The 26,016-nt window shown below is 50.6% G+C and carries 19 protein-coding genes and 1 pseudogene; 15 read left to right on the forward strand and 5 right to left on the reverse strand.

Annotation, left to right across the window (positions count from 1 at the left end; translation table 11 throughout):
• Positions 1 to 52 precede the first annotated feature (52 nt).
• From HBA93_RS09225 to HBA93_RS09240, 4 genes and pseudogenes are all read left to right on the forward strand, one after another.
• Positions 53 to 1,261: an acetyl-CoA C-acetyltransferase gene (locus HBA93_RS09225; RefSeq protein WP_221723085.1), complete on the forward strand. Its 1,209-nt coding sequence runs from the start codon at positions 53 to 55 to the stop codon at positions 1,259 to 1,261.
• Between the two features lie 14 nt (positions 1,262 to 1,275).
• The gene (locus HBA93_RS09230; protein WP_221723086.1) at positions 1,276 to 3,492 is read left to right on the forward strand and encodes an FAD-dependent oxidoreductase; all 2,217 of its coding nucleotides are present in this window, start codon (positions 1,276 to 1,278) and stop codon (positions 3,490 to 3,492) included.
• A 124-nt stretch (positions 3,493 to 3,616) separates the two neighbouring features.
• Positions 3,617 to 3,856, forward strand: a pseudogene (locus HBA93_RS09235) (S24 family peptidase); the annotation flags it as partial.
• A gap of 41 nt (positions 3,857 to 3,897) precedes the next feature.
• Entirely contained in the window at positions 3,898 to 4,839 is a 942-nt protein-coding gene (locus HBA93_RS09240) for a thermonuclease family protein (protein WP_221723087.1), read from the forward strand.
• A gap of 55 nt (positions 4,840 to 4,894) precedes the next feature.
• Here the strand turns inward: HBA93_RS09240 and HBA93_RS09245 are convergent, their stop codons facing one another.
• Entirely contained in the window at positions 4,895 to 6,544 is a 1,650-nt protein-coding gene (locus tag HBA93_RS09245) for a lysine--tRNA ligase (protein ID WP_221723088.1), read from the reverse strand.
• Positions 6,545 to 6,826: 282 nt separating this feature from the next.
• Between HBA93_RS09245 and HBA93_RS09250 the strand changes: the two genes are divergently transcribed.
• Complete coding sequence (locus tag HBA93_RS09250; protein ID WP_028233671.1) at positions 6,827 to 7,234, forward strand: tellurite resistance TerB family protein; 408 nt, start codon at positions 6,827 to 6,829, stop codon at positions 7,232 to 7,234.
• 43 nt (positions 7,235 to 7,277) lie between these two features.
• Here the strand turns inward: HBA93_RS09250 and HBA93_RS09255 are convergent, their stop codons facing one another.
• On the reverse strand, positions 7,278 to 8,174 hold the full coding sequence (locus HBA93_RS09255; protein ID WP_221723089.1) for a transporter substrate-binding domain-containing protein: 897 nt from the start codon (positions 8,172 to 8,174) through the stop codon (positions 7,278 to 7,280).
• Positions 8,175 to 8,453: 279 nt separating this feature from the next.
• On the opposite strand from HBA93_RS09255, the gene HBA93_RS09260 reads away from it, so the two are divergent.
• A complete protein-coding gene (locus HBA93_RS09260) occupies positions 8,454 to 10,397 on the forward strand; it encodes a glycosyltransferase family 2 protein (RefSeq protein ID WP_221723090.1) in 1,944 nt (647 codons plus the stop codon).
• Between the two features lie 228 nt (positions 10,398 to 10,625).
• Entirely contained in the window at positions 10,626 to 11,933 is a 1,308-nt protein-coding gene (locus tag HBA93_RS09265; RefSeq protein ID WP_221723091.1) for an ATP-binding protein, read from the forward strand.
• A gap of 28 nt (positions 11,934 to 11,961) precedes the next feature.
• Here the strand turns inward: HBA93_RS09265 and HBA93_RS09270 are convergent, their stop codons facing one another.
• On the reverse strand, positions 11,962 to 13,230 hold the full coding sequence (locus tag HBA93_RS09270; RefSeq protein WP_221723092.1) for a GNAT family N-acetyltransferase: 1,269 nt from the start codon (positions 13,228 to 13,230) through the stop codon (positions 11,962 to 11,964).
• 334 nt (positions 13,231 to 13,564) lie between these two features.
• On the opposite strand from HBA93_RS09270, the gene HBA93_RS09275 reads away from it, so the two are divergent.
• Complete coding sequence (locus HBA93_RS09275) at positions 13,565 to 14,575, forward strand: glycosyltransferase family 2 protein (protein WP_221723093.1); 1,011 nt, start codon at positions 13,565 to 13,567, stop codon at positions 14,573 to 14,575.
• Positions 14,576 to 14,730: 155 nt separating this feature from the next.
• Here HBA93_RS09275 and HBA93_RS09280 read toward each other — a convergent pair whose 3' ends face one another.
• Positions 14,731 to 16,038 (reverse strand): lipopolysaccharide biosynthesis protein, encoded by a 1,308-nt coding sequence (locus tag HBA93_RS09280; protein WP_286201839.1) that lies wholly within the window; start codon positions 16,036 to 16,038, stop codon positions 14,731 to 14,733.
• 266 nt (positions 16,039 to 16,304) lie between these two features.
• Here HBA93_RS09280 and HBA93_RS09285 point away from each other — a divergent pair, with 266 nt between their 5' ends.
• The 5 genes from HBA93_RS09285 to HBA93_RS09305 are packed head-to-tail and all read left to right on the forward strand — an operon-like array spanning position 16,305 to position 22,398.
• The gene (locus HBA93_RS09285; RefSeq protein ID WP_221723094.1) at positions 16,305 to 17,870 is read left to right on the forward strand and encodes a GumC family protein; all 1,566 of its coding nucleotides are present in this window, start codon (positions 16,305 to 16,307) and stop codon (positions 17,868 to 17,870) included.
• A 16-nt stretch (positions 17,871 to 17,886) separates the two neighbouring features.
• Positions 17,887 to 19,203, forward strand: coding sequence for an O-antigen ligase family protein (locus tag HBA93_RS09290; RefSeq protein ID WP_286201852.1), 1,317 nt, complete (start codon positions 17,887 to 17,889; stop codon positions 19,201 to 19,203).
• The gene (locus tag HBA93_RS09295) at positions 19,200 to 19,979 is read left to right on the forward strand and encodes a polysaccharide deacetylase family protein (protein WP_221723096.1); all 780 of its coding nucleotides are present in this window, start codon (positions 19,200 to 19,202) and stop codon (positions 19,977 to 19,979) included. The genes HBA93_RS09290 and HBA93_RS09295 overlap by 4 nt, the downstream gene beginning before the upstream one ends.
• Positions 19,980 to 20,029: 50 nt before the next feature.
• Positions 20,030 to 21,274, forward strand: coding sequence for a glycosyltransferase family 4 protein (locus HBA93_RS09300; RefSeq protein WP_286201854.1), 1,245 nt, complete (start codon positions 20,030 to 20,032; stop codon positions 21,272 to 21,274).
• Complete coding sequence (locus HBA93_RS09305) at positions 21,271 to 22,398, forward strand: glycosyltransferase family 4 protein (RefSeq protein ID WP_286201840.1); 1,128 nt, start codon at positions 21,271 to 21,273, stop codon at positions 22,396 to 22,398. The genes HBA93_RS09300 and HBA93_RS09305 overlap by 4 nt, the downstream gene beginning before the upstream one ends.
• A 156-nt stretch (positions 22,399 to 22,554) precedes the next feature.
• On the opposite strand, the gene HBA93_RS09310 is transcribed toward HBA93_RS09305, so the two are convergent.
• Positions 22,555 to 23,115 carry a GcrA family cell cycle regulator gene (locus HBA93_RS09310; protein WP_022711114.1) on the reverse strand — a complete coding sequence of 187 codons (561 nt, stop codon included), beginning with the start codon at positions 23,113 to 23,115 and terminating at the stop codon, positions 22,555 to 22,557.
• A 605-nt stretch (positions 23,116 to 23,720) separates the two neighbouring features.
• Between HBA93_RS09310 and HBA93_RS09315 the strand changes: the two genes are divergently transcribed.
• Positions 23,721 to 24,914: an aspartate aminotransferase family protein gene (locus tag HBA93_RS09315; RefSeq protein WP_121993728.1), complete on the forward strand. Its 1,194-nt coding sequence runs from the start codon at positions 23,721 to 23,723 to the stop codon at positions 24,912 to 24,914.
• A gap of 12 nt (positions 24,915 to 24,926) precedes the next feature.
• Positions 24,927 to 25,853, forward strand: a complete 927-nt coding sequence (argF, locus tag HBA93_RS09320; protein ID WP_121993729.1) for an ornithine carbamoyltransferase — start codon at positions 24,927 to 24,929, stop codon at positions 25,851 to 25,853.
• Positions 25,854 to 26,016: the final 163 nt, after the last annotated feature.

Consider the following 26,016-nt stretch of genomic DNA (forward strand, 5'->3'; position numbering starts at 1 on the left):
GAAACGCAGAGAGCGTCTTAAAAAGTTGGAAAAGTTGGGAGTTAATTGAACTATGGCTGATGCTTTTATTTATGATCATGTGCGCACTCCACGCGGCCGCGGCAAGAAAGACGGGAGTCTTCATGAAGTGCCTGCGGTGCGCCTTGGTGCCAAAGTGCTGGAAGCTCTGCGCGATCGCAACGGCATTGATACTGCAAAAGTAGATGATATTATTTTCGGCTGTGTCGATCCGGTGGGTGAAGCCGGTGCGGTTATTCCGCGATCAAGCGCTTTTGAAGCAGGATATGACTTCAAAGCACCGGGTATGCAGATTTCGCGTTTCTGTGCTTCCGGTCTTGATGCGGTTAATCTCGCTGCCGCTAAAATTGCAGGTGGCACAGACGAACTGGTGATTGCCGGTGGCGTAGAAAGCATGTCCCGCGTCGGTATGGGTATGTCCGGCGGTGCATGGTATATGGACCCGTCGGTTGGCTTCCCGGGCTGGTTCATGCCGCAGGGTGTATCGGCTGATCTGATCGCCACCAAATACGGCTTCTCCCGTGAGGATGTCGATGCTTATGCGGTGGAAAGCCAGCGCCGTGCAGGCGAGAGCTGGAAAAAGGGTTATTTCAAAAACTCCGTCATTCCGGTGAAAGATGTCAATGGTCTGACTATTCTTGATCATGACGAGCATATGCGCCCGACCACCGATCTGGTGGCGCTTTCCGGCCTTAATCCGTCTTTCGTGATGCCGGGGGAAATGGGCGGCTTTAATGCTGTCGGTATTCAGGCACATCCGGAAGTCGAAACCATCAATCACGTTCACCATGCAGGCAACTCATCAGGTATTGTTGATGGTGCGGCGGGCGTGTTGGTCGGCTCCAAACGTGCTGGTAAGATGCTGGATATCAAACCGCGCGCCCGTATCCGCGCTTTCACCAATATCGGTTCCGATCCGGCATTGATGCTGACAGGCCCTGTGGATGTGACAGAGAAACTGCTGGATCGCGCCAAGATGAAGCTCTCGGATATTGATCTGTTCGAGCTGAATGAAGCTTTCGCGGCTGTGGTTCTGCGCTATATGCAGGCTTTCAATATTCCTCACAACAAAATCAATGTAAATGGCGGCGCGATTGCCATGGGGCATCCTCTGGGCGCAACCGGTGCAATCATTCTCGGCACTGTGCTCGATGAGCTGGAGCGGCGTGATCTCAATACAGCACTGGTTACCCTGTGTATCGGTGCAGGTATGGGCACGGCAACCATCATTGAGCGTGTGTGAGGGAGGGTAGTCCAATGACAAATTACAAGAATTTTAAAGTTGAAACCGGTGCAGACGGTATTGCTGTTGTCACATGGAACATGCCTGACAAAAGCATGAATGTGCTGACCGAAGAAGTACTGACCGAACTCGACAAGATTATCGATCAGGTTGTGGCAGATGGCACGATTAAAGGCGCGGTGATTACGTCCGGCAAGGATACATTCTCTGGTGGTGCCGACCTCACCATGATGCAGGAAATGCTGGCGCGTTTCAAAAAAGAGCAGAAGCAGGATGCTGACAAAGCTGTCCAGAACCTGTTTGACAATGTCGGTCGAATGACCGGCCTGTATCGTAAGCTGGAAACCTGCGGCAAACCTTGGGTCTCAGCAATCAACGGTACCTGCATGGGCGGTGCGCTGGAACTGTCGCTGGCTTGTCATGGCCGTGTGGTTTCCGATGCGGAAGGCGTGAAACTGGCACTGCCGGAAGTTAAAGTCGGCCTGTTCCCGGGTGCCGGTGGTACGCAGCGCGTGCCGCGTCTGGTCAACCAGCAGGATGCCCTGCAGATGATGACCACCGGTTCGAGCCTGACTGCTGCCCGCGCTAAAGGCATGGGACTGGTGCATGAGGTGGCTCCGGCGAAGAAGCTGGTAGAAACCGCCAAGAAAATGATCCGTAACGGGCTGAAACCGGTGCAGCCTTGGGATGAGAAGGGCTTTAAACTGCCGGGTGGTGCGATTTATTCCGCAGCCGGTGCCAATCTCTGGCCTGCAGCAACGGCCATTCTGCGCCGCGAAACTTCCGGAAATTATCCGGCAGCGCTGACCATTCTCAAATGCGTTTATGAAGGCCTGCTGGTGCCGTTTGATACCGGCCTGAAGATTGAACAGCGCTATTTCACGCATATTCTGCAGACCACAGAAGCGCAATCGATGATCCGCTCACTGTTCGTATCCCTGCAGGAGTTGAACAAGGGTGCGCGCCGTCCGGAAGGTATCAAGCCAACCAAACTCAAGAAAATCGGCGTGATCGGTGCCGGCTTTATGGGCGCAGGTATCGCTTATGTCACCGCCAAAGCCGGTATTCCGGTGGTTTTGATCGACCGTAATCTGGAAGCAGCGGAAAAAGGCAAAGCCCATTCTGCCGATCTGATTGCCAAAGAGATGCAGAAAGGCCGGATGACAGCAGAAGATAAAGACAAGCTGCTGGCATTGATTACGCCTTCTGCCGATTATGCCGCGCTTGATGGTGCCGATCTGGTGATTGAAGCTGTTTTTGAAGATCGCGGCGTCAAGCAGGCGGCAACCGAACAGGCAGAAGCGGTGCTGGGGCAGAACGCAATTTTTGCATCCAATACTTCAACCCTGCCGATTACCGGTCTTGCCAAAGTCTCACAGCGTCCGAAAAACTTCATCGGTCTGCACTTCTTCTCACCTGTTGATAAGATGATGCTGGTTGAAGTGATTATGGGCAAAAAGACGGGCGAAAAGGCGCTGGCAACGGCACTGGATTATGTGCGTGCCATCAAGAAAACGCCGATTGTCGTCAATGATACACGCGGTTTCTACGTCAATCGTTGTGTGCTGCGTTATATGTCTGAAGCCTATAATATGCTGGTGGAAGGCGTGCCGCCAGTAATGATCGAAAATGCCGCTAAAATGGCCGGTATGCCGGTCGGGCCGCTGGCACTCAATGATGAGACAGCGATTGATCTGTCGCAGAAAATTCTCAAGGCAACGCTGGCTGATCTGGGTGACAAGGCCGTTGATCCGCGCCATGTCGAACTGGTCAATACGCTGGTGGATAAATATGACCGCCTCGGCCGCAAGAACGGCAAAGGCTTCTATGATTATCCGGCGCGGCCTGCCAAGAAACATCTGTGGCCTGAGCTGAGCACGCTTTATCCGCAGCAGGATGCAGACAAGGTGGATGTGGAAGTACTGAAACAGCGTTTCCTCGTCACTATCGCTCTGGAAGCAGCCCGTGTGATGGAAGAGGGCATTGTGACCGATCCGCGTGAAGCCGATGTCGGCTCCATTCTTGCTTTCGGTTTTGCACCTTATACCGGCGGTACGCTGTCTTACATCGATGGTATGGGCGCCAAAGCTTTCGTGAAATTGGCGAAAAAGCTGCAGAAGGATTACGGAGCGCAGTTCAAGGCACCGAAACTCCTGACCGACATGGCGGAAAATGGTGAAACATTTTATCAGCGTTTCAACCCCCATAAGGCCGCTGATAAAGCTGCTTAACACGTAGTTTTGATCACTCATGATAAAAATGGCGCGGATATCTCTGCGCCATTTTCGTTTTTGTTGATGTTCTGATGTATGAGCTGGGTTATACTTGCGAGGATTTTATTCCTTCGGATGGCTTATGTTTACCCATGCAGAACTCTGGTCAGCCATTGATATAGTGGCAAAACGGGCGCAATTAACGCCATCCGGTCTGGCACGGCGTGCCGGTCTTGACCCGACGACGTTTAATAAGTCCAAGCGTTTCGCGGCAGATGGCAGACCGCGCTGGCCGTCAACGGAATCTCTGGCTAAAATCCTTGAGGTTACTGCAATGGATGTGATGACATTTGCGCAATTGCTGACAGGCGAAAAATCCATTAACGCGCAGCAGAAGAAGCATGACAATGTACAGGAGTAAGTATGCGTAAACCGGCGACCCTTCGGACAATCCTGCCGCCGATCCTTGCTTTCAGTGTTGGTGCTACTTTATTTGCCGCTTATGTTGCCCCGTTTTACGGCGCGCTTGATCGTGAATCAGGTAGCGGTGAAACCGGTATTGTCGTCGAAAATTTCGATTTGCCGGAAGATATGCCGCCGGAGCGTTTACCGTCCGGTACACTTACCGGATCTTCAGAAGGCGAAGAAAACAGCTCGCAACCGGATGATCCTTTGCCTGATGTTTCCGGTGAAATGCAGAATAAGCCTCTGGAGCGCGTAGACCCGCGCCCGCCTTTGAGCGATCTGGGGTTGGCTACGCCGGTGCAGGAAAAAACACCTGAGGCAACACAATCCGGGAAACAGGCTGAAGAGCAGGCGGCGGCAGGTGGTTTGTTCTATCGTCCTGTCGCATTGGCTGCAGGCAGACTGGCGGTGGGCAATCGCACGATCGAGCTGAACGGCATTGATATTGTCGAGCCGGATGCATCCTGTTCCGATGTGAATGGTGACGTCTGGCAATGTGGTATGCAGGCGCGCACAGCATTTCGCTCATGGCTGCGTGGCCGTGCAGTGAGCTGCAACATGGATGGTGTTGAGCAAAATCAGGAGCTGATGCGCACGAGTTGTACATTGGCGGGAACGGATGTTGCACGCTGGCTGGTAGAGAATGGCTGGGCGCGGGCAACTTTCGGCGGCCAGTATGCAGACAGTCAGACACAGGCTGAAAAAATGCTGCTCGGTGTTTTTGGCCGCAAACCGGTAGCGGATATGCCGCAAAGCTCCGGTGATAATCCGGCAGGTATCATGCCTGCACCTTCATTGCCTGCGGACAATACAATGCCTGATGTTACTGCGCCTGAAGCCACCACGCCGGCACAACCGGTTGCGCCGGACTTGCCGTTTCCACCTGCACCTCAGCAGTAAAATATAAAAAAGCCGCGTTTCAGAAACGCGGCTTTTTCTTTTTTATTTTGAAGTCTCAGGCGCGTTTCAGTGCCTCGACAATCAGGCCGCGTGTTTCATCAATGCCGTAAAGCGCTACGAAAGAACCAAAGCGCGGGCCGCGTTCCTGTCCGATCAGCACTTCATAGAGCATCTGGAAGAACGAGACAGACACGCCGGGGCCACCATCAGGGCTCTTCTTATTGTGATCCTGATAGCGTTCAATGACGCGGGCCACATCCAGAATGGCATTCTGAATTGTTGTGCCGTCTGCACTGCTATCCAGCGCAGCCAGTGCCGCATCCAGATCACGTAATGCCTGCTGTTCAACTTCATCCGGCGCACGGAATTTCTTGCTCGGCTTCACGAAATCATTGAAGTAGCGAATGGCATATTCCACCAGAGCATTGAGCTCCGGATGGGTTGCCGGAGATGCACCCGGTGCATAACGCGAGATAAAGCCCCACAAAGTGCTGGCATTTTCCGCATTGGATGCACTGACAAGATTCAGCAGCATGGCAAACGGCACCGGCAGATCAACCTTTGGCGGATTGCCGTAATGCTGATGCCAGACCGGATTGTTCAGACGGGCTGCCCAATCCTGTTTTTCATAGGCCGCCAGATAGGTGAAATACTCATCCACGGCTTTCGGGATGACGTCGAAATACAGCTTTTTCGCTGTTCTCGGCTTCTGAAACATATAGAGGCCGAGGCTTTCGGTCGGTGCATAGGTCAGCCATTCATCAATGCTGATGCCATTGCCTTTTGACTTGGAGATTTTCTGTCCGAGATCGTCGAGGAACAGTTCATACACGAAATGCTCCGGCGCACGACCACCAAGAATTTCACAAATCTTGTCATAGATTGTCTGGTTGGTCTGGTGATCTTTACCAAACATTTCAAAGTCAACGCCCAGCGCTGCCCAACGCATGCCGAAGTCCGGCTTCCACTGCAGTTTCACATTGCCGCCGGTGACCGGCAGTGTTGTTTCCACGCCGTTTTCATCGTCAAATGTGATGGTGCCGGCTTTCGCGTCAACCTTTTTCATTGGTACGTAAAGCACACGACCGGTGGTAGGCGAAATCGGAAGGAACGGGCTGTAAGTGGCGCGGCGCTCTTCACCCAGTGTCGGCAGCATCACGGCCATGATGTCGTCGTAACGCTCAACGGCACGCAACAGAACTTCGTCAAAGCGACCGGACTTGTAATAGTCGGTCGCACTTGCAAATTCATAGTCAAAGCTGAAGGTGTCGAGGAACCGGCAGAACATGGTGTTGTTGTGATCGGCAAAGCTCTTATAGTCGCCGCCAAAGGGATTTGGTACGGCTGACAGTGGTAACTGCAAGTATGGCTCGAGTGCTGTACGATCCGGAACATTATCCGGAATTTTGCGCATGCCGTCCAGATCATCCGAGAAGCAGATGATCTTGGTTTTAACCTTATCTTCGGTCAGAACGCGGAATGCATGGCGCACCATGGATGTACGGGCAACTTCGCCGAAAGTACCGATATGCGGCAGACCGGACGGACCATAGCCGGTTTCGAAAATCACGACCTCGGGAAAGCCGGTTTTCTCGTACCGTTTTATGATTTTCCGAGCCTCTTCAAAGGGCCACGCTTTCGCCTGTGCTGCTGCCGCAATCAGGTCGGGCGCAAGGTCGATGTGGTTTGAGCGGTCGGTTGTCATAATATCTTTCCTGATAGGAGGTGCTGGTTTGAAAATATCCGCACTTTTTTACGGGTGCGGATAGACAGGTCTATGGTGAGACGCGGGTTTCGTCAATGCGGTGCTGTGCTTTCTTTGCAAGCGCTGGGGGATATGATGCGCTTTCTTCGTAAGTGCAGGGGCGTAATGCAAAAATGATGGGGGTTGTGTGCATTATCCTCAAGCTGAAATGCAGTTGAACACTTGTTAAGCCCTATGGAATAGTTTCAAAGTCATAAAAAGCCGATGCAGGAGTTCTTGGAAATGAAAATCACGCCGCAGGATGCGCTGATCTATATTATGGTAACGGTTTCAGCTGCGGATACGCGGATGACAGATGCAGAATTGTCCTCCATCGGAAATCTTGTGCATCGCCTGCCGGTTTTTACCGGCTTTGATGACGAAAGAGTGCCGGAAATTGCCGAGCGTTGCTATGAATTGCTGACCAAAGATGATGGTCTGGATCGTATTCTTGATATCGCCCATCAGGCCCTGCCGGAAAAACTCTATGAAACAGCCTATGCTCTGGCTGTTGAAGTGGCTGCTGCCGACCTGCATGTTGAACAGGAAGAACTGGCATTCCTGCAGCTGATGCGTGATTTGTGGAATCTTGATGAACTGAGCGTTGCCGCCATTGAGCGCAGTGCGCGTGTGCGTTTCCGCAAGTTGTAATCAGCTGATGGGCGCATCTTATTTGAGATGCGCTTATTTTTTCTTAATAGAAGTCGACCGGAAAATAGCGCAGATACAGGTCGTCTAAAACACCTTTGCGCTCCAATGCATTGAGTGCATTATTGAAGGTGAGACGCAGGTCAGCATCTTGCTTGCGCAACGCAATTGTCATTCCCTGTCCGAGAAATTCCGGTGCCGGATAGGTGCCGCCTATAAAGCGGCAGCAGGAGCCGTCCGGCGCTGCATTATCGCCTGAGGTTGTGGTCGGGTTCATCCAGAGCGACAGGCTCATCGCATCACCGAAAAGCAGCGGAATTTTACCATCCCTGAGATCCTTATAGAGAAGCTCGCTGCTGCTATAAGGGCTGCTTTTTGCTTTCGGGAAGTAGGCTTTCAGCAAGGCTTCATGGGCGGAACCGGCGAGAACGCCAACGGTTTGCTCGTCAGGTGAAAAGTTCTTATCGACCAGTTTCGATGTTTTTGCAGTTACAAAGCGGGCAGGGAGGCTGAAATAAGCGCGGGTGAAGCTGAGAGTGGTGCGTTTTTCCCGATCCGGTGTCAGTCCGGCAATCAGTACATCGGCTTCATTTTTCTGCAAAGCGGGAAGCAGCTCATTCCACGGGCGGGCTTCGATCAGGCAGCGGCTGGTGATCGCCAGTTCCTGACAAAGCGCACGGATCAAATCAATATGGTAACCGCTCAGCCGTCCTTGAGGGGAAAGACTGTTAAAGGGCGGAAAATCTGTGCCGGTCAGGAAACGTATCTGGGTTCTTTGTGAAATATCCGGCTTCACCGGCTTCTGGTCGTCTCCTGCCAGATAAGGCGGAGCAGCGTAGGCGATTGCAATGCCGGTAGCGGATATTAACAGGGTCGCAGAGCAGGCAGCTGCGCAATAGTTTAACGCCCGCTTGAGCAGGGCGGAAATAGTATCATTGCGCATTGATTGGCTGCAGCTCCTGTCGGTTTATTCGAATTTTGCTCAGTATAAAATTTTCTCTCCTTTATAGAAAGTAGAACCTGCATGAACAATAAATTTATTTTTAAACAATGATTAATGTTGGTATTATTGAAATTTAATGATTTGTATATTGTATTTTTTACAGTTGATATTTTTTAAAGATTATTATTATTGTTAATTTATCGTAAATTTCAAAATAGATTTGTTTCGTTGCTTCTAATTTAATTGAGTTGATTTTGGTTAAATATTCGCGGGGGCGAAATGACAATACATTTGTTGTTCTCACAAAGTTTTATAAAGCTCTGCGCCGGGTTCTCAGTCCGGCTTGTCGCTGCTGGCTTAGGTAAAGCGGATATTATTGCGGCCTTTGCCAGTGCGGCGCGGCATAATACGTCTTTTAATGATGAACTCGTACATAAAGGTGCAATTTCTGAGGCTGCGCTTTACCGGCTTTGGGCTGATGAAACGGGACTGACTTATGATGATGCGCCGGATGCAGGAGAGGTGTTGTTGCGTCCTTTTGATGGCCCGGCTCGTCTCAGCAGTATTCGTCATATATTGATTGCAGGGTCCAGAGGCCAAAGCCTGCTTTATATGGCGCCGGATCTCAGGGAATTGGCGATGCTGAAATTCTATTTGCGGCAATATCCTGAAATGCGCGAACGTTTAAGACTATGCCCACCCTCTGTATTGGTAGCACTTTTACATAACCGTTATGGCAAAGCCGCTGCAGGACGGGCACAAAAAATGACACCTGCACATCTTTCCGCCAGTCTGGTGCTGAACGGCTGGCAGGGTTTCTGCTTTGCCGGATTGCTTATCGGGCTGTTATGGATGTTTTTGACAGGGAGTGGCACTTGGCTGGCTTTTCTCTATTGGGGCATGACATTGTTTTTCTTTGCCTGTGTAACCATTCGCCTTCTGGCGGCATGGAGTGCACGACCATTACATATCAGACCGTTGGCACCGTACCGGCTCCATGATTTGCCGGTCTATACTGTTTTGGTGCCGCTTTATAAAGAAGCCGGGATTGTGCGGCAGCTTGTACAGGCACTTATTGCCTTGAACTGGCCGGTCGCAAAACTGGACATCAAGCTGATTTGCGAGGCTGATGACAGTGAAACTTTAGCAGCGCTCTCACGACATAAATTGCCGGCACATTTTGAGGTTCTGAAAGTTCCCTCTATCGGCCCGCGTACTAAGCCCAAGGCCTTGAACTATGCATTGCAATTTGCCCGCGGCGAATATCTGGTTGTGTATGATGCGGAAGACAGACCACATCGTGATCAGTTGCTGGAGGCATGGCAGGCGTTTCAGCGCGGCGGTAATGATCTGGCTTGTCTTCAGGCGCCGCTGGTGATCGGTAATTTCAGCTGTAACTATCTGACTCGTTATTTTTCTTTTGAATATGCAGGATTATTTCGCGGGCTGTTGCCATGGTTCAGCCGTCGTGGTGCAGTGATGCCGTTGGGCGGTACATCCAATCATCTCCGGCGCAGGGTACTGCAGAAAGTCGGTGGCTGGGATAGTTATAATGTGACGGAAGATGCCGATCTGGGCATGCGTCTGGCACGGTTTGGGTACAAGGTAGATGTAATTAACCGTCCGACAACCGAAGACGCACCGGAAAATTATAAGGACTGGAAAACACAACGCACCCGCTGGTTCAAAGGCTGGATGCAGACGTGGCTGGTACATATGCGCTCGCCTGTGCAAACCTGCCGTCAGTTAGGTGCCGCGCGTTTCAGTCTTTACTTGTTATATACAACAGGCCTTTTGTTATCGGCATTGCTGCACCCTTTTATGCTGGTCAGCCTGATTTGGGGGGCTGCTTTAACGGTTTCCGGTTATCATGATCAGTCCGTCATGGCGGCAGTTTTATTTAATGGCATGAATTTGCTGACAGCGTATCTGAGTTTCCATCTGCTGTGCCAGAAGACGCTGCGTTACGAAGAAAAACGCCGGTACTATTATCTTTGGGGTGTGCCTTTATACTGGTTGTTACTGTCTGTTGCGTCATGGCGTGCATTTTATCAGATGTTCACTTCGCCCCATCACTGGGAAAAAACACCGCATTTTCCGAGCCGTATTGAGGGCGGGCTGAAACATGCTGAGGCGGATAGGATGAGTGTACAGACTTTACCGGCTCATTATGCACAGGAAGGCCTAATCATCCGGCCGGATTGTCACAAAACCGCAATATAAATCATAAATAGTCCGGTTGTTCTTTTCGGGCGGGCAATGCACTTTCCGGAAAAACATATGAAATCAGCAAAATAAATGTATTCTGAGAAACTGTGCTGCTATCTGAAAGATAATATGCGCATCTGTTGAAATAATACATGGCAGGCGTATTGCAACAGGGCAGGCATAAAGGCGGCATTCAGATCTATGGTTACCGGTCAGAAACAGCAAGGCGGCGTTTCCAACATAATGGCATCAGATACGGACGGAGAGCGGAAGCAGGAGAGTGGGCAGCAGAGATTGCTGGAAACTTTGCGTAAATCTGCGCCTTATTTGCTTATAGTTTTGCCGTTATTCTTACTCCTCCACGCTTGGGGTATTTCCACTCCGCTTGCAGTGACAGGCTGTCTGCTGCTCTTTATTCTGGTCATTGCTCTGGTGTTTTTCAGCACGCCGAAACCTGTTGCGGTCATGGTCAAAACCGGTAAGCATGAAGGGCCGTTATCGCGTTTATCCGGTGAGCGTCTTGCAGATTTTTTACCTGACCCGCTGGTGCTTTTCGATGCTGAGGGAACGATCCTTTATGTTAATCATGCCGCCCGGGAAGCGTTCCCGCCACTGGCGCGGGATGCTTCTTTGTATTTGTGTTTCCGGTCGCCGGAAATGCATTCGCTGATACAGGGGATTATTGCAGACGGGCAGGCCCGGTCATCGGATTATCTGGAGCGGCTGCCGTTTGAGCGCTGGTATCGCGCTTCGGTCATGACCTTTGAAACGGCTAAAGGTGAGGCAGATTGTTTTATCCTGATTTTCCGTGACCAGACGGAACTACGCCGTATTGACCGTATGCGCTCGGATTTTATTGCCAATGCCAGTCATGAGCTACGTACACCTCTGGCTTCATTGCGCGGTTTTATTGAAACACTGCAAGGCCCTGCGCGCGACGATGCTGCTGCACGGGAGCGTTTTCTGGGCATTATGCAGACACAGGCGGATCGTATGTCGCGTCTGATTGATGATTTGTTGTCTCTTTCCCGTCTGGAAATGAAGGCCGCGATTCCGGTCAAAGAGCGCATCGACATCGGACAGGTACTGAGCCATGTGGTAGAGACACTGGCGCCGATGGCGACCGGTGTTGGCGTGGTCATTGAATGGGCGAAACCGGATCATCCGGTCTGGCTGCCCGGCGACAAAGACGAGCTGATTCAGGTGTTCCAGAATCTGATTGAAAATGCCTGCAAATATGGTCAAGCGGGCAAGCGTGTTATTGTCAGTCTTGATGAGCAGGGGGGCGAGGTGGTGTCAACCACTGCAGATGCGCTGCGCGGTTTTTCTGTCAGCGTAGAGGATTTTGGCCCCGGTATACCGGCTGAGCATTTACCGCGTCTGACCGAGCGTTTTTATCGTGTCGATGTGGATAGCAGTCGCGCCCATAAAGGTACAGGATTGGGGCTGGCGATCGTTAAACATATTCTGACCCGCCATCGTGGCCGGTTGATCGTACGTTCACAGCTTGGAAAAGGCGCTGTATTCACAGTCGTATTTGCGGGGTCATAATTGAAAGATCGATCCGCGGGCTGACTAATCAGCGCGTAAAGCCGCGGATCAGGCGCCATTTCACCGGGCGCACACCCTGCCACAATGCAGTGGAACGCAAACGGGACATTATATCTTTATGCATTTCATAGAGGCGCCCCCGTAAAGTGGCACAGACGGTGAGGCGTTTGAGCGGAATGGTCAGATCACAATTCTGTAATTTCCATTCTTCGTCACCAACGCCAAGATCAAGACAATTATAGCCTTGTTCTTTCAATTCTTTGATGAGCAGATAATGCAATATGTGGCCGGGAGAGTATTTCGCCCAGTTTTTCAAATTCGACGCAATCATGATGCCGTAATAATGCGGCCCGCTGACCAGCCCCCACATGCAGGCGAGAATTTCTCCGTTCAGTTTCAGTGCGGAAAAATGCAGCACACCTGCTGATTGAAATGCCCGTGTTGCTTCATTGAAATAGCGGATTTTCTCAGGATATTTCTCAAATCCCGGTACATGGGTTTCAATAAAACGCTGTTGTTTTTCCCGCAGCATGAATTCCAGAAGTGCCTGATTTTCTGCCTCGTTTTTTGTTGTGACAAACGCGCAATCACCTAATTCATGGAGGCGGCGGAGTTTGCGCCGGATGATTTTCGGGCGCACAAGGCTTTTCTGAATACTGTCCCAGTCATGAGACAATATATTGGCATGACTGTCCGCTGAGTTGTTCTTATTGGCGAGCAGGAATATCGGATTAGTCAGATTACCCAGCTTTTCGGGCATGTTGTTGAAATCGGCGAAATCAAAGACCGGCAGAGCTTTCTGTATCTGCTGCCATATATTTTCTGCCTGTAAACGGGTCCAGATAATTCCGCAGGCAAATAGCACCGGTGAATTATAATCGGCCACGCCCTGATCCGTGAATGACAAGATGCGTGTTCCGTTGCGTATAAATATAGCAAGAGGCAAAAATATAACCGGTCTGCCGTCCTCCGTACGAACTTCCACAAGGCATAGCTCAGCCTTTAATGCCGGAGCGTAGGTTTCTTCCCAGACTTTCAAAAAGGTTGTGGTTTGAAAAATATGATAATTCGGGCTTGCATGGCTATACAGTTTGCCGGGGCCATCTTTCTCAGCGGCAGGCCAGTCGCCTGAAACATCCCGAACAGACTTAAAACAGCGGATATTATAAGTCGGACACAGTGAAATATGCGGATCAGAACTGAGGGCAAGATATTCGCTTTTGGGTATCTGCACGGCATCGATCAGGCTTAAATCCGGCTCTCCCCGGGAAAGCTGTATCGAACTGATTGATGCCATGCCGCTTTGCCTTGTTTTGTTCAATGATAGTCAGGCGTGATGTTGAAAGCCGTTTTATGTTTGATTGAAAATTGAGGCGACTCTGGCAGAATTGTGTAAACAATGTCCTAGGGAAAAAATGAAACACAGAATTATTTTTATTGTTGCGAATAAGAAAAGGCAGTCTGTTGTTTTGTAGTATTTAAGTGATTTTTATTTAAGCAAGATATTAATATTAATGGTTTTTGCGAATATATTCTGCGGCTGTGTTTGATGGCAGGCGTTAATTGCATTTTATATGTCTTATGCCTATATGCGCGTGATAAGCCCGATGCTCAGACAAGCAGGATGTAAGATGACGGTCTCAATCATTATCAAAGCATTGAATGAAGAACGACGGATTGCCGCCGCGATTGAAAGTGCTCTTGCGGCTTTGCCTGATGGTCAGGGTGAGGTTATCCTGGCGGATAGTGGTTCCACCGACCGTACGATTGAGATCGCTAAGCAATATCCGATTGTTATTGCCCAGATTGAGGCACCGGCAAAACCAAGCTGCGGACTGGGCCCGCAACTGGGATACCAGTATAGCCGCTATCCTTATATTTGCCTGATAGACGGGGATATGGAGATTGCACCGGATTTTATTGCACCTGCTTTGCAATATTTGCAGGAAAATCCCCGTGTTGCAGGCGTTGCCGGTCATGTGGTGGAGCAAAATCATGAGAGTCTTGAATATGTCCGCCGTGACCAGATCAAAGTGGCTTATAAAGGTGTAGGCACTGTCGACCGCATCAATTGCGGTGGCCTTTATCGGCGTGAAGCAATCGAAGAAGTGGGATATTTTTCAGACCGTAATCTGCACAGCTATGAGGAATATGATCTGGGTGTACGGTTGCGAACCAAAGGCTGGACATTGTTTCGTCTCGACCGGCGTTTTGTTTATCACACGGGTCATGAAGTGAATGCTTATAGCCTGCTGGTCAGGCGCTGGCGGTCAAAATATATTCGCGGTATCGGTGAATTGCTGCGTGGGACCGTTGGCAAACCGCATCTGAAAAACCTGTTCGTTGAATTGCCGGAATTGCGTTTGTGGATGATGGTTTACGGCTGGATTTTTGCGATGCTGATGGTTCTGGTTTTTGTGCCGGACTTTGCTTTCGCTGTTCTGATTGACGTTGTGTGGATCTTATTTGCGGTGGTGCTTATGGGCATCAAACACAAGAATATGCAGATCGGCCTTTATTCTGTGGTCGCATGGTTTTTCCATGCTGCAGCACTTCCGATCGGTTTTTTTACACAGAGGATTGATCCTGCTGCGCGGATTGAGAGCAAGCTTATTCCGGCAGCTGAAAAATCAGCCGGATAAAGTGAGGCTTAAGGCGTATCCTGAAAAGTGTGAAGCGCCTTTGCGGGGAAATCAGTCCGCCGGACTGATTTTTCATCCCGTTTCGGTCAGATAAGATACGCGTAAAAACAAAAAGATAGAGTATTTCTTATAATTCCAGATAGGCCGGAAATGCTCTAATCGGCCTGTGGCTGTGTTCTGGTTCTTTGCCGCCGGATCAGCCACAGCAATACCCACCAGACACTGGCGGCAATAGAAAACTCAATCAGATAAATTGAGATAAATGTACCGGTCGGCGGCATTAGCCATGTGGCGAATGCCAGCACAGGTGTGCCGAGCAGATTGCCGGCATTGAGAATAGCCGCGCGATATCCGTGCTCCCCCGCTGCTCCCATGACTTCAACTCCGATTGACCAGAGTGAAAAGGGGATAATAACCCAGCACAAAATTTGCGTGAAATAGACCATGGATTGATATTCATGGCCGAAAATCAGAGGCAGATAGGGCGCCAGACAATAAATAAAAACGGCTGTGAAAACGGCAATGCCTAAAGCTATGAATGTGGATTTTTTAGCCAGCGGCCATGCTTTGTCAATGCCGTTTGCGCTAAGTCTGGCGAGCCGCGGATAGAGCAAACGGTTCATAGCATCAATATTCAGATAACTGCTGTCAACGATACGTCGCGCAACGCCATAGCTGCCGATGACTGCAGGAGACAGCAGCAGGCCGAGCAGCAGCAAGTCGATATTTTGCCGAAATGCACGGAAGATGAATGGTGTTGCAAAGAAAATACCGAGCTTGATTTCTTCACGTACCAGCCGGAATTTCGGTTTTCCCAGACGGAGTAGCAATGCCCAATAGACGAGCAACACCAGCAGGTGACAGGAAAATTGCCACCACGCCCAGCCATTAATGGTGTTGACGCCGAAAATGATACAGGCCAGTACTGCAGCAAGCGTGCGTGCAAAAGCAAAGCCAACAACGGAAAGATTGGCAGCTTTGAAGTTGCTGTGTCCGATATAGATTGCTTCAACAAGTAAAATGAGACGCAGCAGAACAACATTCGTAACAAGATACAGAAACAGGCTGATCTGGTTCGTGACCGGATTTGTTGAAAACTCGATCCAATAGGGAAGTATCAGCATTCCTGCTGCTATCAGCAGGCTGCCGCTGATGCCGACAAGTATCAGATTATGGCCAAGCATAGAGGGATAAATTTTGTTATCCTGAGCGACCCGCCGTAACAGACATTCCGCCCCGCCCATACCGCAAATATGCACCACAATACTTGTGATCGCCATAATCGTGATGAACATGCCAAATTCAGCAGCACCGAGAAAACGGGCAAGAATAGCAAATGTTACAAGCTGTGCTACACTTGCCATTATGAGGCTGCCGCTGGAAGCCATATAGGAGAGGAGCGACGGTATATATCGTCTGATACGCGCAGACATGCGGTTGTCCGGCAACTCCGTTTCACTCATAGTTTTATTTCCCTTGTCGCAGCCTCTCTATAGCATTTTCCGGCGAAAGGGAATAATTTTAGACCCGAAAATAAAAAGACGGGAAAGATCTGTTATTAATTATTATAAGTAAAATTTAAAATAATGCTTTACATGAAATCCAATACTTAAACTTTGCCGATGAGGCTTTGTTAACCTTTTTTTTTAATATCTCTGTTACTGCATAAATAAGATACAGCAATTGAGCCCTCTATACGGGTTTTGCCTCAAGCTATTAGAGATGTCTGATGTATACGCTGCAAGAATTAGCTAAAAAAGCCAAACCCGCGTCTGCCGGCAGCCGCGGTGCAGAAGCTGTTTTGCAGCCAGATACAGACATGCGGCCGGAACAGGATCGTAAAAGCGCTTCTGAGCCTTTGCAGAGAGATTATGCTGACAGTAACGAGGGACGTCCTGCACAGCGGAGCTGGGTTTTTCCCGTTGTTGGTTTTTCAGACATTATCAACTGGCTGCTGCGTTATTGGTGGCTGATCCTGCTGCTCACTCTTATAGGGGCAGCTGTTGGTATTGGCTTTGGTAAAACAGCCAAGCCGCGTTTCACTGCGGGTTCGGATATTCTTGTTGCACCGTCGAATTTGCAGGTTGTGCCGAACGATGTTTATGCAACCAGTATGCAGGCAGAAAGCCAGCTGATGGATATTGAAAGCAAGCTGCGCCTGCTGACCTCCGGTAATGTGCTGCAGCGTGTGGTCAATGAGCTGAAATTACAGGATGATCCGGAATTTAACGGAACAGAGAAGACATTATTGTCCGGCCTTCTGGGGGAGGCAAAGAAGGTGGATGGTGTTGATCCGGAACAGGCAAAGAATATTGCAGCCTTGCGTGAATTGTCGTCGCGTGTAGATGCCCGACGTCCGGAGCGCTCTTATCTGATTAATCTCACTGTCTGGGCGCGCGAGCCTGAGAAGGCTGTATTATTGACAGATACCGTTGCCAAAGCGTTTCAGGATGAGGTCGCACAGAATGAGCAGGATGGTGCCGCGCGTGCTGCCCGTGCGTTGACGGAGCCGCTGAGTGAACTGAAAAAAGCAGCAACCGATGCGGAAATGAAAGTGGCACAGTTCCGTAATGCACAAGGTCTTCAGACCGGTAATACCGGTGAGCTGGTCAGTGCGCAGGCTTTGACAGAAATCAATTCGCAGCTTGTTGGCGCGCTGAGCCGTCAGGCTGAAGCAAAGTCCCGTTACGCAGAACTGACCAGCGCTGGTAATCAGGCTCTGGATCCGTCCGGCACATTGCAGTCTCCGACGCTGACTGCTTTGCGCACACAATATGCGACCCTGAAGCAACGCCTTGATGCCATGACCATGACTTATGGTCCGCGTTATCCTGAACTGGCTAGTGCTCAGTCCCAGATTGCAGGCTTGCAGGCACAAATTTCACAGGAGACGTCACGGATTTTGCGCGCAGCAAAACTGGATCTCGATCAGGCAAATTCTGTGGTCGAAACATTGCGTCGTCAGATAGAGACTGCGCGGTCTGCAGTTTCTCTTGATACGGATGCACAGGTTACTCTGAATGACCTTGAACGCGATCGTCTGACGAAGACAACTTTATATCAGACCTATCTGACCCGTGCGCAGGAAATTGCCCAGCGCCAGCAGATCGATGCAACCAATATCCGTATTGCTTCACCGGCCTTGCCGCCGAAGAACCGTTCATGGCCTCCGGGTACAGCACTTCTTACCGTAGCCGGCGCCGTTGTGGGCGGTGGTCTTGGTGCAGGACTAGCTTTGCTTTTCGGGTTTATAGGGCTTTTCCATGCACAGTCCCGCGCCACCTATGTAAAATAGGTGAAACAAGTTGCAGATGGATCGCATCTCCGGCATGAGCGATATAAGAGGTTTTCTTGCTGCAACCTTGTTTATGGCGCAGTTCCTCTTCCTCTGGGTCACTGTTGAGCCTTTTCCTGCGGAAATTTCTTCAGCCGCAGAAAGCGGGTCAAATCTGCTTAACCAGCTTGCTGCCTTGCTATTGTTTGGCAGCGCTGTTTGTTATCTTGCTTTCTCTCCGTCAAGAAAACTGGTGTTACAGCCGAGGCCGCTGATGATACTGTTGTTCATATGGCTGATAGTGGCGGCAATTTTCTCTGCAGAGAGAGTCGAATCCCTGAAGCAGGTTGTCCTCTCTGGCATATTGTTGCTCAACGCCTCGGTATTTTTATTGCTGCCACGCTCTGAAGAGCAGTTTGCAAGAATGATTATGGCGGGATTGTTTATCATGCTGGGCTTTGCCTATTTCGGCGTGATATTTAAACCGTTACAGGCCATACATCAGTTCAGTTCTGAACTGGGGGATGAGCAATTGGGGAATTGGCGCGGTCATTTTGCCCATAAAAATGTTGCTTCTGCCGCCATGCTGGTCAGTGGTTTTTTTGGTCTTTATCTTAAAGACAAGGGTTTTCGGCTGGCGGGTTGGCTGATCCTTTGTTTATCGGTGTTCTTTTTGCTGCACACCGGCGGTAAAACGTCGACAGCAATGTTCCCGATGATCCTGTTGATTGCCTATGTGTTTGAGAAGATGGGCTGGCTGCGCTTGCTAATTGCTGTTGGTGGCGTGTTGGTGATAAATTTTTTAACGGTTGGTGCTGCTCTGATACCGTCGGTTTATGAATTTATTACATCACTTGGAGTTGATGCCAGTTTTACAAATCGTTCGGATATCTGGCGGCTGGCTGTAGGAGCAATCGCTGACAAGCCGTTTATAGGGCACGGTCTTCACGGTTATTGGCTCACGGATACACTGGTCAATAATGATACGGTTGAGAACTGGTCTCCGCGCGCTTTTAATGGTCACAATGCTTGGGTCGATACGCTTATTAATCTTGGTTTTGTTGGCTTTGTGCTTGTCTTCATCTGGATTTTGGTGCTGCCCTTACTTTACATAAAGCGGATTTCTCAGCGAAATCTCTATACGCCTGTTGTGCGGCTTTATGTACGTATCTGGCTTTACGGTTTGTTTGCGAGTGCGCTTGAAAGTGTATTCTTTGAAACCGGCAGCTTGTTATGGTTCAGTATTATGATGGCTCTGTTCGGCTTGCGTTTGCAGGCATTGGCAGTGCCGGTTCCTTATGACAGGACACCGCAGTCTGCGTTCGCATCAGGCAGTATCGGAGTGAGACCGTGAAGCATAAAATCAAACACTGGCTCGGGCGTATTCAGGTGCATTTGATGCGCCGTCTCGCGCCCAAAACGATGCATGTTCTTCAGGATCAACCGGTCATCTCTTTCACATTTGATGATGTGCCGGACAGTGCTTTATATAATGGCGCAGCTATTCTGGAAAAATATGGTTTGCGTGGCACGTTTTATATCACGGGGAATATGGCAGGTACTACGGAACCTGACAGGCAGCTGATTAGTGAAAGCGGCATTCGGGCGCTTGCAGATCGTGGTCATGAAGTTGGATGCCACACATTTTCCCACCCGAATATTGCTGCATTGAGCGGAGCACAGCTGCAGAACGAGATTGATAATAATCGCTCTTTTCTGGACAGGGTTTTAGGAAAACTCAGCAATGGCCATAGTGCAAAGCTTAATTTTGCCTATCCCTATAATGCGGTATCCTATTTTTCAATTCGTCGTCTGGCACGTAACTACCGTACCTGCCGTGCGGGTGAGGATCGCGTAAACAGGGGCGCAACAAACCCGCAAATGTTGTATGGCGTGGAAATAGGTCAGCCTGAAACAAAGGCCTTAGCGCGTACGCAAATGATTGATGCGGTGAAAGCGCAACCCGGCTGGCTGATTTTCTTTACGCATGACATATCTGACACGCCGACCCCTTATGGCTGCACACCGGAGACTTTCGAGCGACTGGTACAATATGCAGTACAAAGTGGTTGTACCATTTTAACCGTTGATGAAGCATTGAATAATTATATGCCGCAGCAAGCGGCCTGATGCCGGAAAATTTCGGCCTGTATTATCCTTTTGCCGGTATGGGGAATTTCATGATCTCTGATGTGAAGCAGATGCGTTTGCTTGCCATTAATAATTATTTTTACCGGCGTGGCGGGGCGGAAGCGATCTTTCTCGATCATATGAGCCTGTTTGAGGATATCGGCTGGGATGCTGTGCCTTTTGCCATGCAGCATCCGGAAAACCTGCCGTCAGACTGGTCGCGCTATTTTGTGTCTGAAATTGAATATGGCCGTGAAAGCTCTGCGCTGACCAAGGTTAAGCAGGCTGCCAAGATCATTTATTCCCGCGAGGCGCAGCAAAATCTGAACCAATTGCTGGAAGCTGCGAAGCCGGATATCGCTCATGCACATAATGTCTATCATCATTTGTCGCCATCAATTTTTGCGACGCTGAAGCAGCATAATATTCCGGTTGTAATGACAGTGCATGATCTGAAACTAGCCTGTCCCGCTTATAAAATGCTGGTTGACGGCCATGTTTGTGAACAGTGCAAGGGTGGCCGTATTTATAATGTTGTCGCCAATCGCTGCATTAAAGGGTCTGTTTCGCTCAGCGGACTGGTTTTTGTCGAAACTGCCGTTCACCGGATGCTCGGCCTTTACCGCAATAAAGTTGATCGTTTCGTTGTGCCGAGCCGTTTCTACCGTGAGAAGCTGATTGAATGGGGCTGGCCTCAGGAGCAGCTGGTTTATATTCCGAATTTTGTTGAGACTGATCATCTGAAGCCGGTTTATGAGGCGCAGGATTATCTGCTGTTTGCCGGTCGCTTAGCACCGGAAAAAGGTCTCAAAACGCTTATTACCGCAGCGGCAAAATCCGCTGTGAAATTGGTCATTGCCGGTACGGGTCCTGATGAGGCGGAATTAAAAGCGCTGGCAGCGGAACTCAACGCGCCGGTAACTTTCGCCGGTTATGTGACCGGCGAAAAGCTGCATCGTCTGATCGGTGAGGCAAGGGCGCTGGTTCTGCCGTCAGAATGGTATGAAAATGCACCGGTCAGCATTCTGGAGGCCTATGCGCTGGGCACACCGGTGATCGGCGCACGTATTGGCGGTATTCCGGAAATGATCCGTGAAGGTAAGACCGGACTGACTGCCGAAGCCGGTAATGCTGATGATCTGGCAGCACAACTAAGCCATATGGCTGCTATGCCGCTTGCGGATCGTAACCGGATGGGGCTGGCCGGGCGTGAATGGATTTTGAATGAATTCTCGGCTGAAGCCTATCGTAATCGTATGCTCGCTCTTTACGCTGATCTGGGAGTACGCGCATGAGTAAGCGCCCCAAAGTGATGATGCTCGGTTTGCGTGGTGTGCCGCAAGTGCAAGGCGGTGTGGAGAAGCATGTTGAAGAGCTTGCCCGCGTTTTTGTTGAAAAAGGCTGGGATGTCGAAGTGCTGGGACGCAAACCCTATCTGACCCAGAAAAAGCCTTATCAGTGGGAGGGCGTGCAGGTTACGCCGCTCTGGGCACCGCTTTCCACGAAATTTGAAGCGATTGCCCATACATTTCTTGGAGTGCTGGTGGCGGCAGTGCGCCGTCCTGACATCCTGCATATTCATGCGATAGGCCCGGCTTTGCTGACCCCTTTGGCACGATTACTTGGGCTTAAAACCGTCGTCACCCATCATGGTTTTGATTATAACCGCGATAAATGGGGCGGGCTTGCCCGTAAAATGCTCAAAACCGGCGAATGGGCAGGGATGCGTTTTGCCAGTCAGCGGATAGCCGTTTCCCGTCATATTGCTGAGGCTATGGCAGAGCGTTATCAGGTCTCCGCACAATTTATTCCCAATGGTGTGACCTTACGGGAAGCCGGTGGTGCAAGCACTGTGTTGCAGACATTTGCACTGGAGCAAAAGAAATATGTGGTGATGGTTGCCCGTATCGTGCCGGAAAAGAACCAGCATGATTTGATTGCCGCTTTTGCTGCCATGCAGGCTGCGGGTTATCACACGGATAAGAAACTGGCGATTGTCGGTGCTGCCGATCATCAATCACCCTATGTCGATCAGGTGAAAGCCTTGGCCGCCAAAACGCCGAATGTCGTGCTCACCGGCATGCAGCGCGGTGATGATCTGACAGCGCTTTACAGCAATGCAGCTTTGTTCGTGCTGCCGTCCAGTCATGAAGGTATGCCAATCGCGATGATGGAGGCGATGGGCTACGGATTGCCGGTTCTTGCCAGTGATATTACCGCCAATCTTGAGGTCGGCTTACCGGAGGCGGATTATTTCCCTCTCGGAGATACGCAGGCCTTGGCAAAGCAAATGGCTGAAAAACTGGATCACCCTTTCAGCGCTGAGCAGGCGGCTGAGCAGGGTGCGGAAATTGCAAAAAACTATAGCTGGTCAGGAATCGCAGATCAGACTTTGGCGGTTTATCAGCGCCTGCTTTGAGCTTTGTGCGTTGGGAGGTGAAAAAAAACAGTGCATTTCCTGCTATGCCTTTGCACTATATACGGATGAATTAATGCCACTTGTGCATGATGCACCGGATATCAGGACAATAAAAAAGGCGCTGAAAAGCGCCTTTTGTTTGCATTGTTCGTCCGATTAGCGGGCGCGGCGGCGCTCTGCAGTCGGCTGGAAAGCCAGCTTGGAATGATAGCTGCAATAAGGGCTGGATTCACCGGATTCATGACCGCAGAAGTGGAAATCTTCATGCAGCGGATCACCGACCGGCCATTTGCATGTGCGTTCTGTCAGCTGCAACAGGGTCAGGTGACGGGAAATCGGCACAACGACATTTTCATTGTGACGGATAATCGGTTCCGCAACGGCATCAGCCAGAACTTCTGCCTGCAGTGCAGCGGCACCGGAGGTTTTCATCACTGTGGCACGCATCGTTGGCTGCGGTGCGCTTGCACTGCCGGATGACATGCTGCTGCTTGATGTCGTTGTCGGGCGTGGTGCAGCGACCGGAGCGGGGGCCGGTTTCTTGCTGCGTGGCGCGGCGGTTGTGGTTTTGCCGCGTCCGGATAGTTTAAGCCGGTGCACTTTCCCGATCACCGCATTGCGGCTGACGCCGCCCAGCTGGGCTGCGATCTGGCTTGCACTCAGACCTTCACTCCACAATTTCTTGAGAAGCTCGACGCGTTCATCTGTCCAGTTCATTGTGGCTCAGGCTCCGTTCTTTATAATCTTTATAGCGTCCGGTTATCGTTTTTGCGGGCCCGTCCAAGCAGGCACCATATGTACCGGACAGCTGGCGCTGTCGCACTAAATCTAGTCTTACTTTAATATGAAACTACCTTAAGCAAGGACTCCGTGACAAGCGCGGCGCCCGGTGCTGAAATGGTTTTCCCCAACCTTGGAGATCAGCGGGCATTTAATAGACCGGTTTTTTTTAAATACAAGGTTTTCGTGCAACACTTCGGAGTTTATTTCACAAGGGCAGGGCTAAAAATTGACAATTATGGTTGTACCGGTCTGTTGTTCAGGCCGGATCCCTTGTTGAGCCCCGTGGAAGAAAATTGCGCTACAGCGACATTTTGCACATTTTAAGGGGGCGGTTTTCACTCCGGGGAGCCGCGGTCTTTGATTGACATTTATATATTGGCGAACAATAGTGCATTGTCGAGCCGCCCTGAGGGCGGCTTTTTGATTTCATCTGCGCGCAACAACCGCTTCTCGGGGGGAGTTTGAGAGAACTCACGGAGACCGGTGAAGAATGATGTTGATGCCCGCTTCAATTTAAAGGCTTTGGAGGCCTTATTGGCATGACGACTGCGACTGTGCACCCGCTTTACGACACCTATAATCGTGCAGCGTTGCGCTTTGAGCGAGGGGAGGGCGTTTGGCTGATTACCGAGGGCGGCGAACGCTATCTCGATTTCGCAGCCGGCATTGCTGTAAATTCACTCGGACACAGCCATCCTCATCTGGTGAAGACACTTCAGGATCAGGCCGCCAAATTGTGGCACCTGTCCAATGTTTATGAAGTGCCGGGTCAGGAGCGTCTTGGTCAGCGTCTCGTCGACAATACATTTGCCGATAAAGTCTTTTTCACCAATTCCGGTGCCGAAGCTCTGGAATGCGCGATTAAAACCGCGCGCCGCTATCATTTTGCCAATGGTCAGCCTGAGCGTTACCGCATCGTTACTTTTGAAGGTGCTTTCCACGGTCGTACACTGGCAACCATCGCAGCCGGTGGTCAGGCCAAATATCTGGAAGGTTTCGGCCCGAAGGTTGATGGTTTTGATCAGGTGCCGTTCGGTGATGAAGCTGCCCTGCGCGCTGCTATTACACCGGAAACCGCGGCTATCCTTCTGGAACCGGTACAGGGCGAGGGCGGTCTTCGCTCCTTCTCAAATGAATTTCTGCGTCTGATCCGTCAGATCTGCGACGAAAACGGCCTGTTGCTGATTTTGGATGAAGTGCAGACCGGCGTTGGCCGTACCGGCAAATTCTATGCCTATGAATGGGCAGGTATTGAGCCTGACCTGCTGGCAACTGCCAAAGGTATCGGTGGCGGTTTCCCTATGGGTGCCTGCCTGGCGACTGCTGAAGCAGCCAAAGGTATGGTTGCAGGTGTGCATGGCACCACCTATGGCGGCAATCCGCTGGCTATGGCCGTCGGTGAGGCTGTACTGGATGTGATGCTGGCCGATGGTTTCTTTGACCATGTTAATGAAATGGCATCGCAGTTCCGTCAGGGGATGGCGTCGATCATCGACCGTTATCCGGATGTATTTACTGACGTGCGTGGTAAAGGCCTGATGATCGGCCTCAAATGCGCCGTACCAAATACAGATGTGATCACCGGATTGCGCGCAGAACATATGCTCAGTGTTGGCGCTGGTGACAATGTTGTGCGTCTGCTGCCACCGCTGACAGTGACAGCAGATGATATGCGTGAAGCCCTGAACCGGATTGAAAAGGTTGCAGCCAAGCTTTCCAAAGCTCCTGCATAACGGTGACTGATAATGGCAAATGATAAGACTTTAAAGCATTTTACCGATCTCTCTGCAGTCAGCCCGCAGGATCTGCGCTTCATCCTCGATGAAGCACGTGCCCGCAAAGAACGATTAAAGGCCGGTGAGCGCGATAAGCCGCTTGACGGTAAAGTTCTGGCTATGATTTTTGAAAAGCCGTCAACGCGAACCCGCGTCTCTTTTGATGTGGGTATGCGCCAGCTCGGCGGCGAAACAATCATGCTGACCGGTTCGGAAATGCAGCTTGGCCGCAGTGAAACCATTGCGGACACAGCTAAAGTTTTGTCACGCTTTGTCGATGCCATTATGATCCGTACAACCTCTCATGATCGCATGCTCGAACTTGCCGAGCATGCGACCGTGCCGGTTATCAACGCGCTGACCGATGATACTCATCCGTGTCAGATCATGGCCGATATTCTGACCTTTGAAGAACATCGCGGGCCGATCAAAGGCCGCACGGTGACATGGAGCGGAGACGGCAATAATGTGTTGCATTCTTTCATCGAAGCTGCGGCACAGTTTGATTTTCGTCTGAATATTGCCACACCTTCGGGCAGTGAGCCGCTGCCGCGTTTCGTTGATTGGGCAAACAGACAAGGCGCTAAAATTTTTTCGACCACCAGTGCCGAAAAGGCTGTGGCCGGTTCTGATTGCATCGTGACCGATACATGGGTATCGATGGGGCAGGAAGATAATGCGCGCGGCAATAATGTTTTTATGCCGTATCAGGTGAATGCGGATCTGATGGCGAAAGCCAACAAAGATGCGCTGTTCATGCACTGTCTGCCGGCACATCGCGGCGAGGAAGTGACGGATGAGGTGATCGACGGTCCGCAATCCGTGGTCTTTGATGAGGCGGAAAACCGTATGCATGCGCAAAAAGCGATTTTGACCTGGTGTCTTGAAGGACGCTGATCGCTTCTTATCTATAGGATAACGTATGGATCGGCTGCCCTGATCCTGATTTGAAGATTTAACCACGGCTTGCAGGTCGTATAACGCCTGCGAGCCGTGTGTTATTTATGGCGCAGTGATGCAGCCCCAGTGGCAGTACCCGAGGCAGCCAATGAAAAGAGAC

The sequence above is a fragment of the Ochrobactrum sp. SFR4 genome (genome assembly GCF_019730395.1).
Classification (GTDB): domain Bacteria; phylum Pseudomonadota; class Alphaproteobacteria; order Rhizobiales; family Rhizobiaceae; genus Pseudochrobactrum.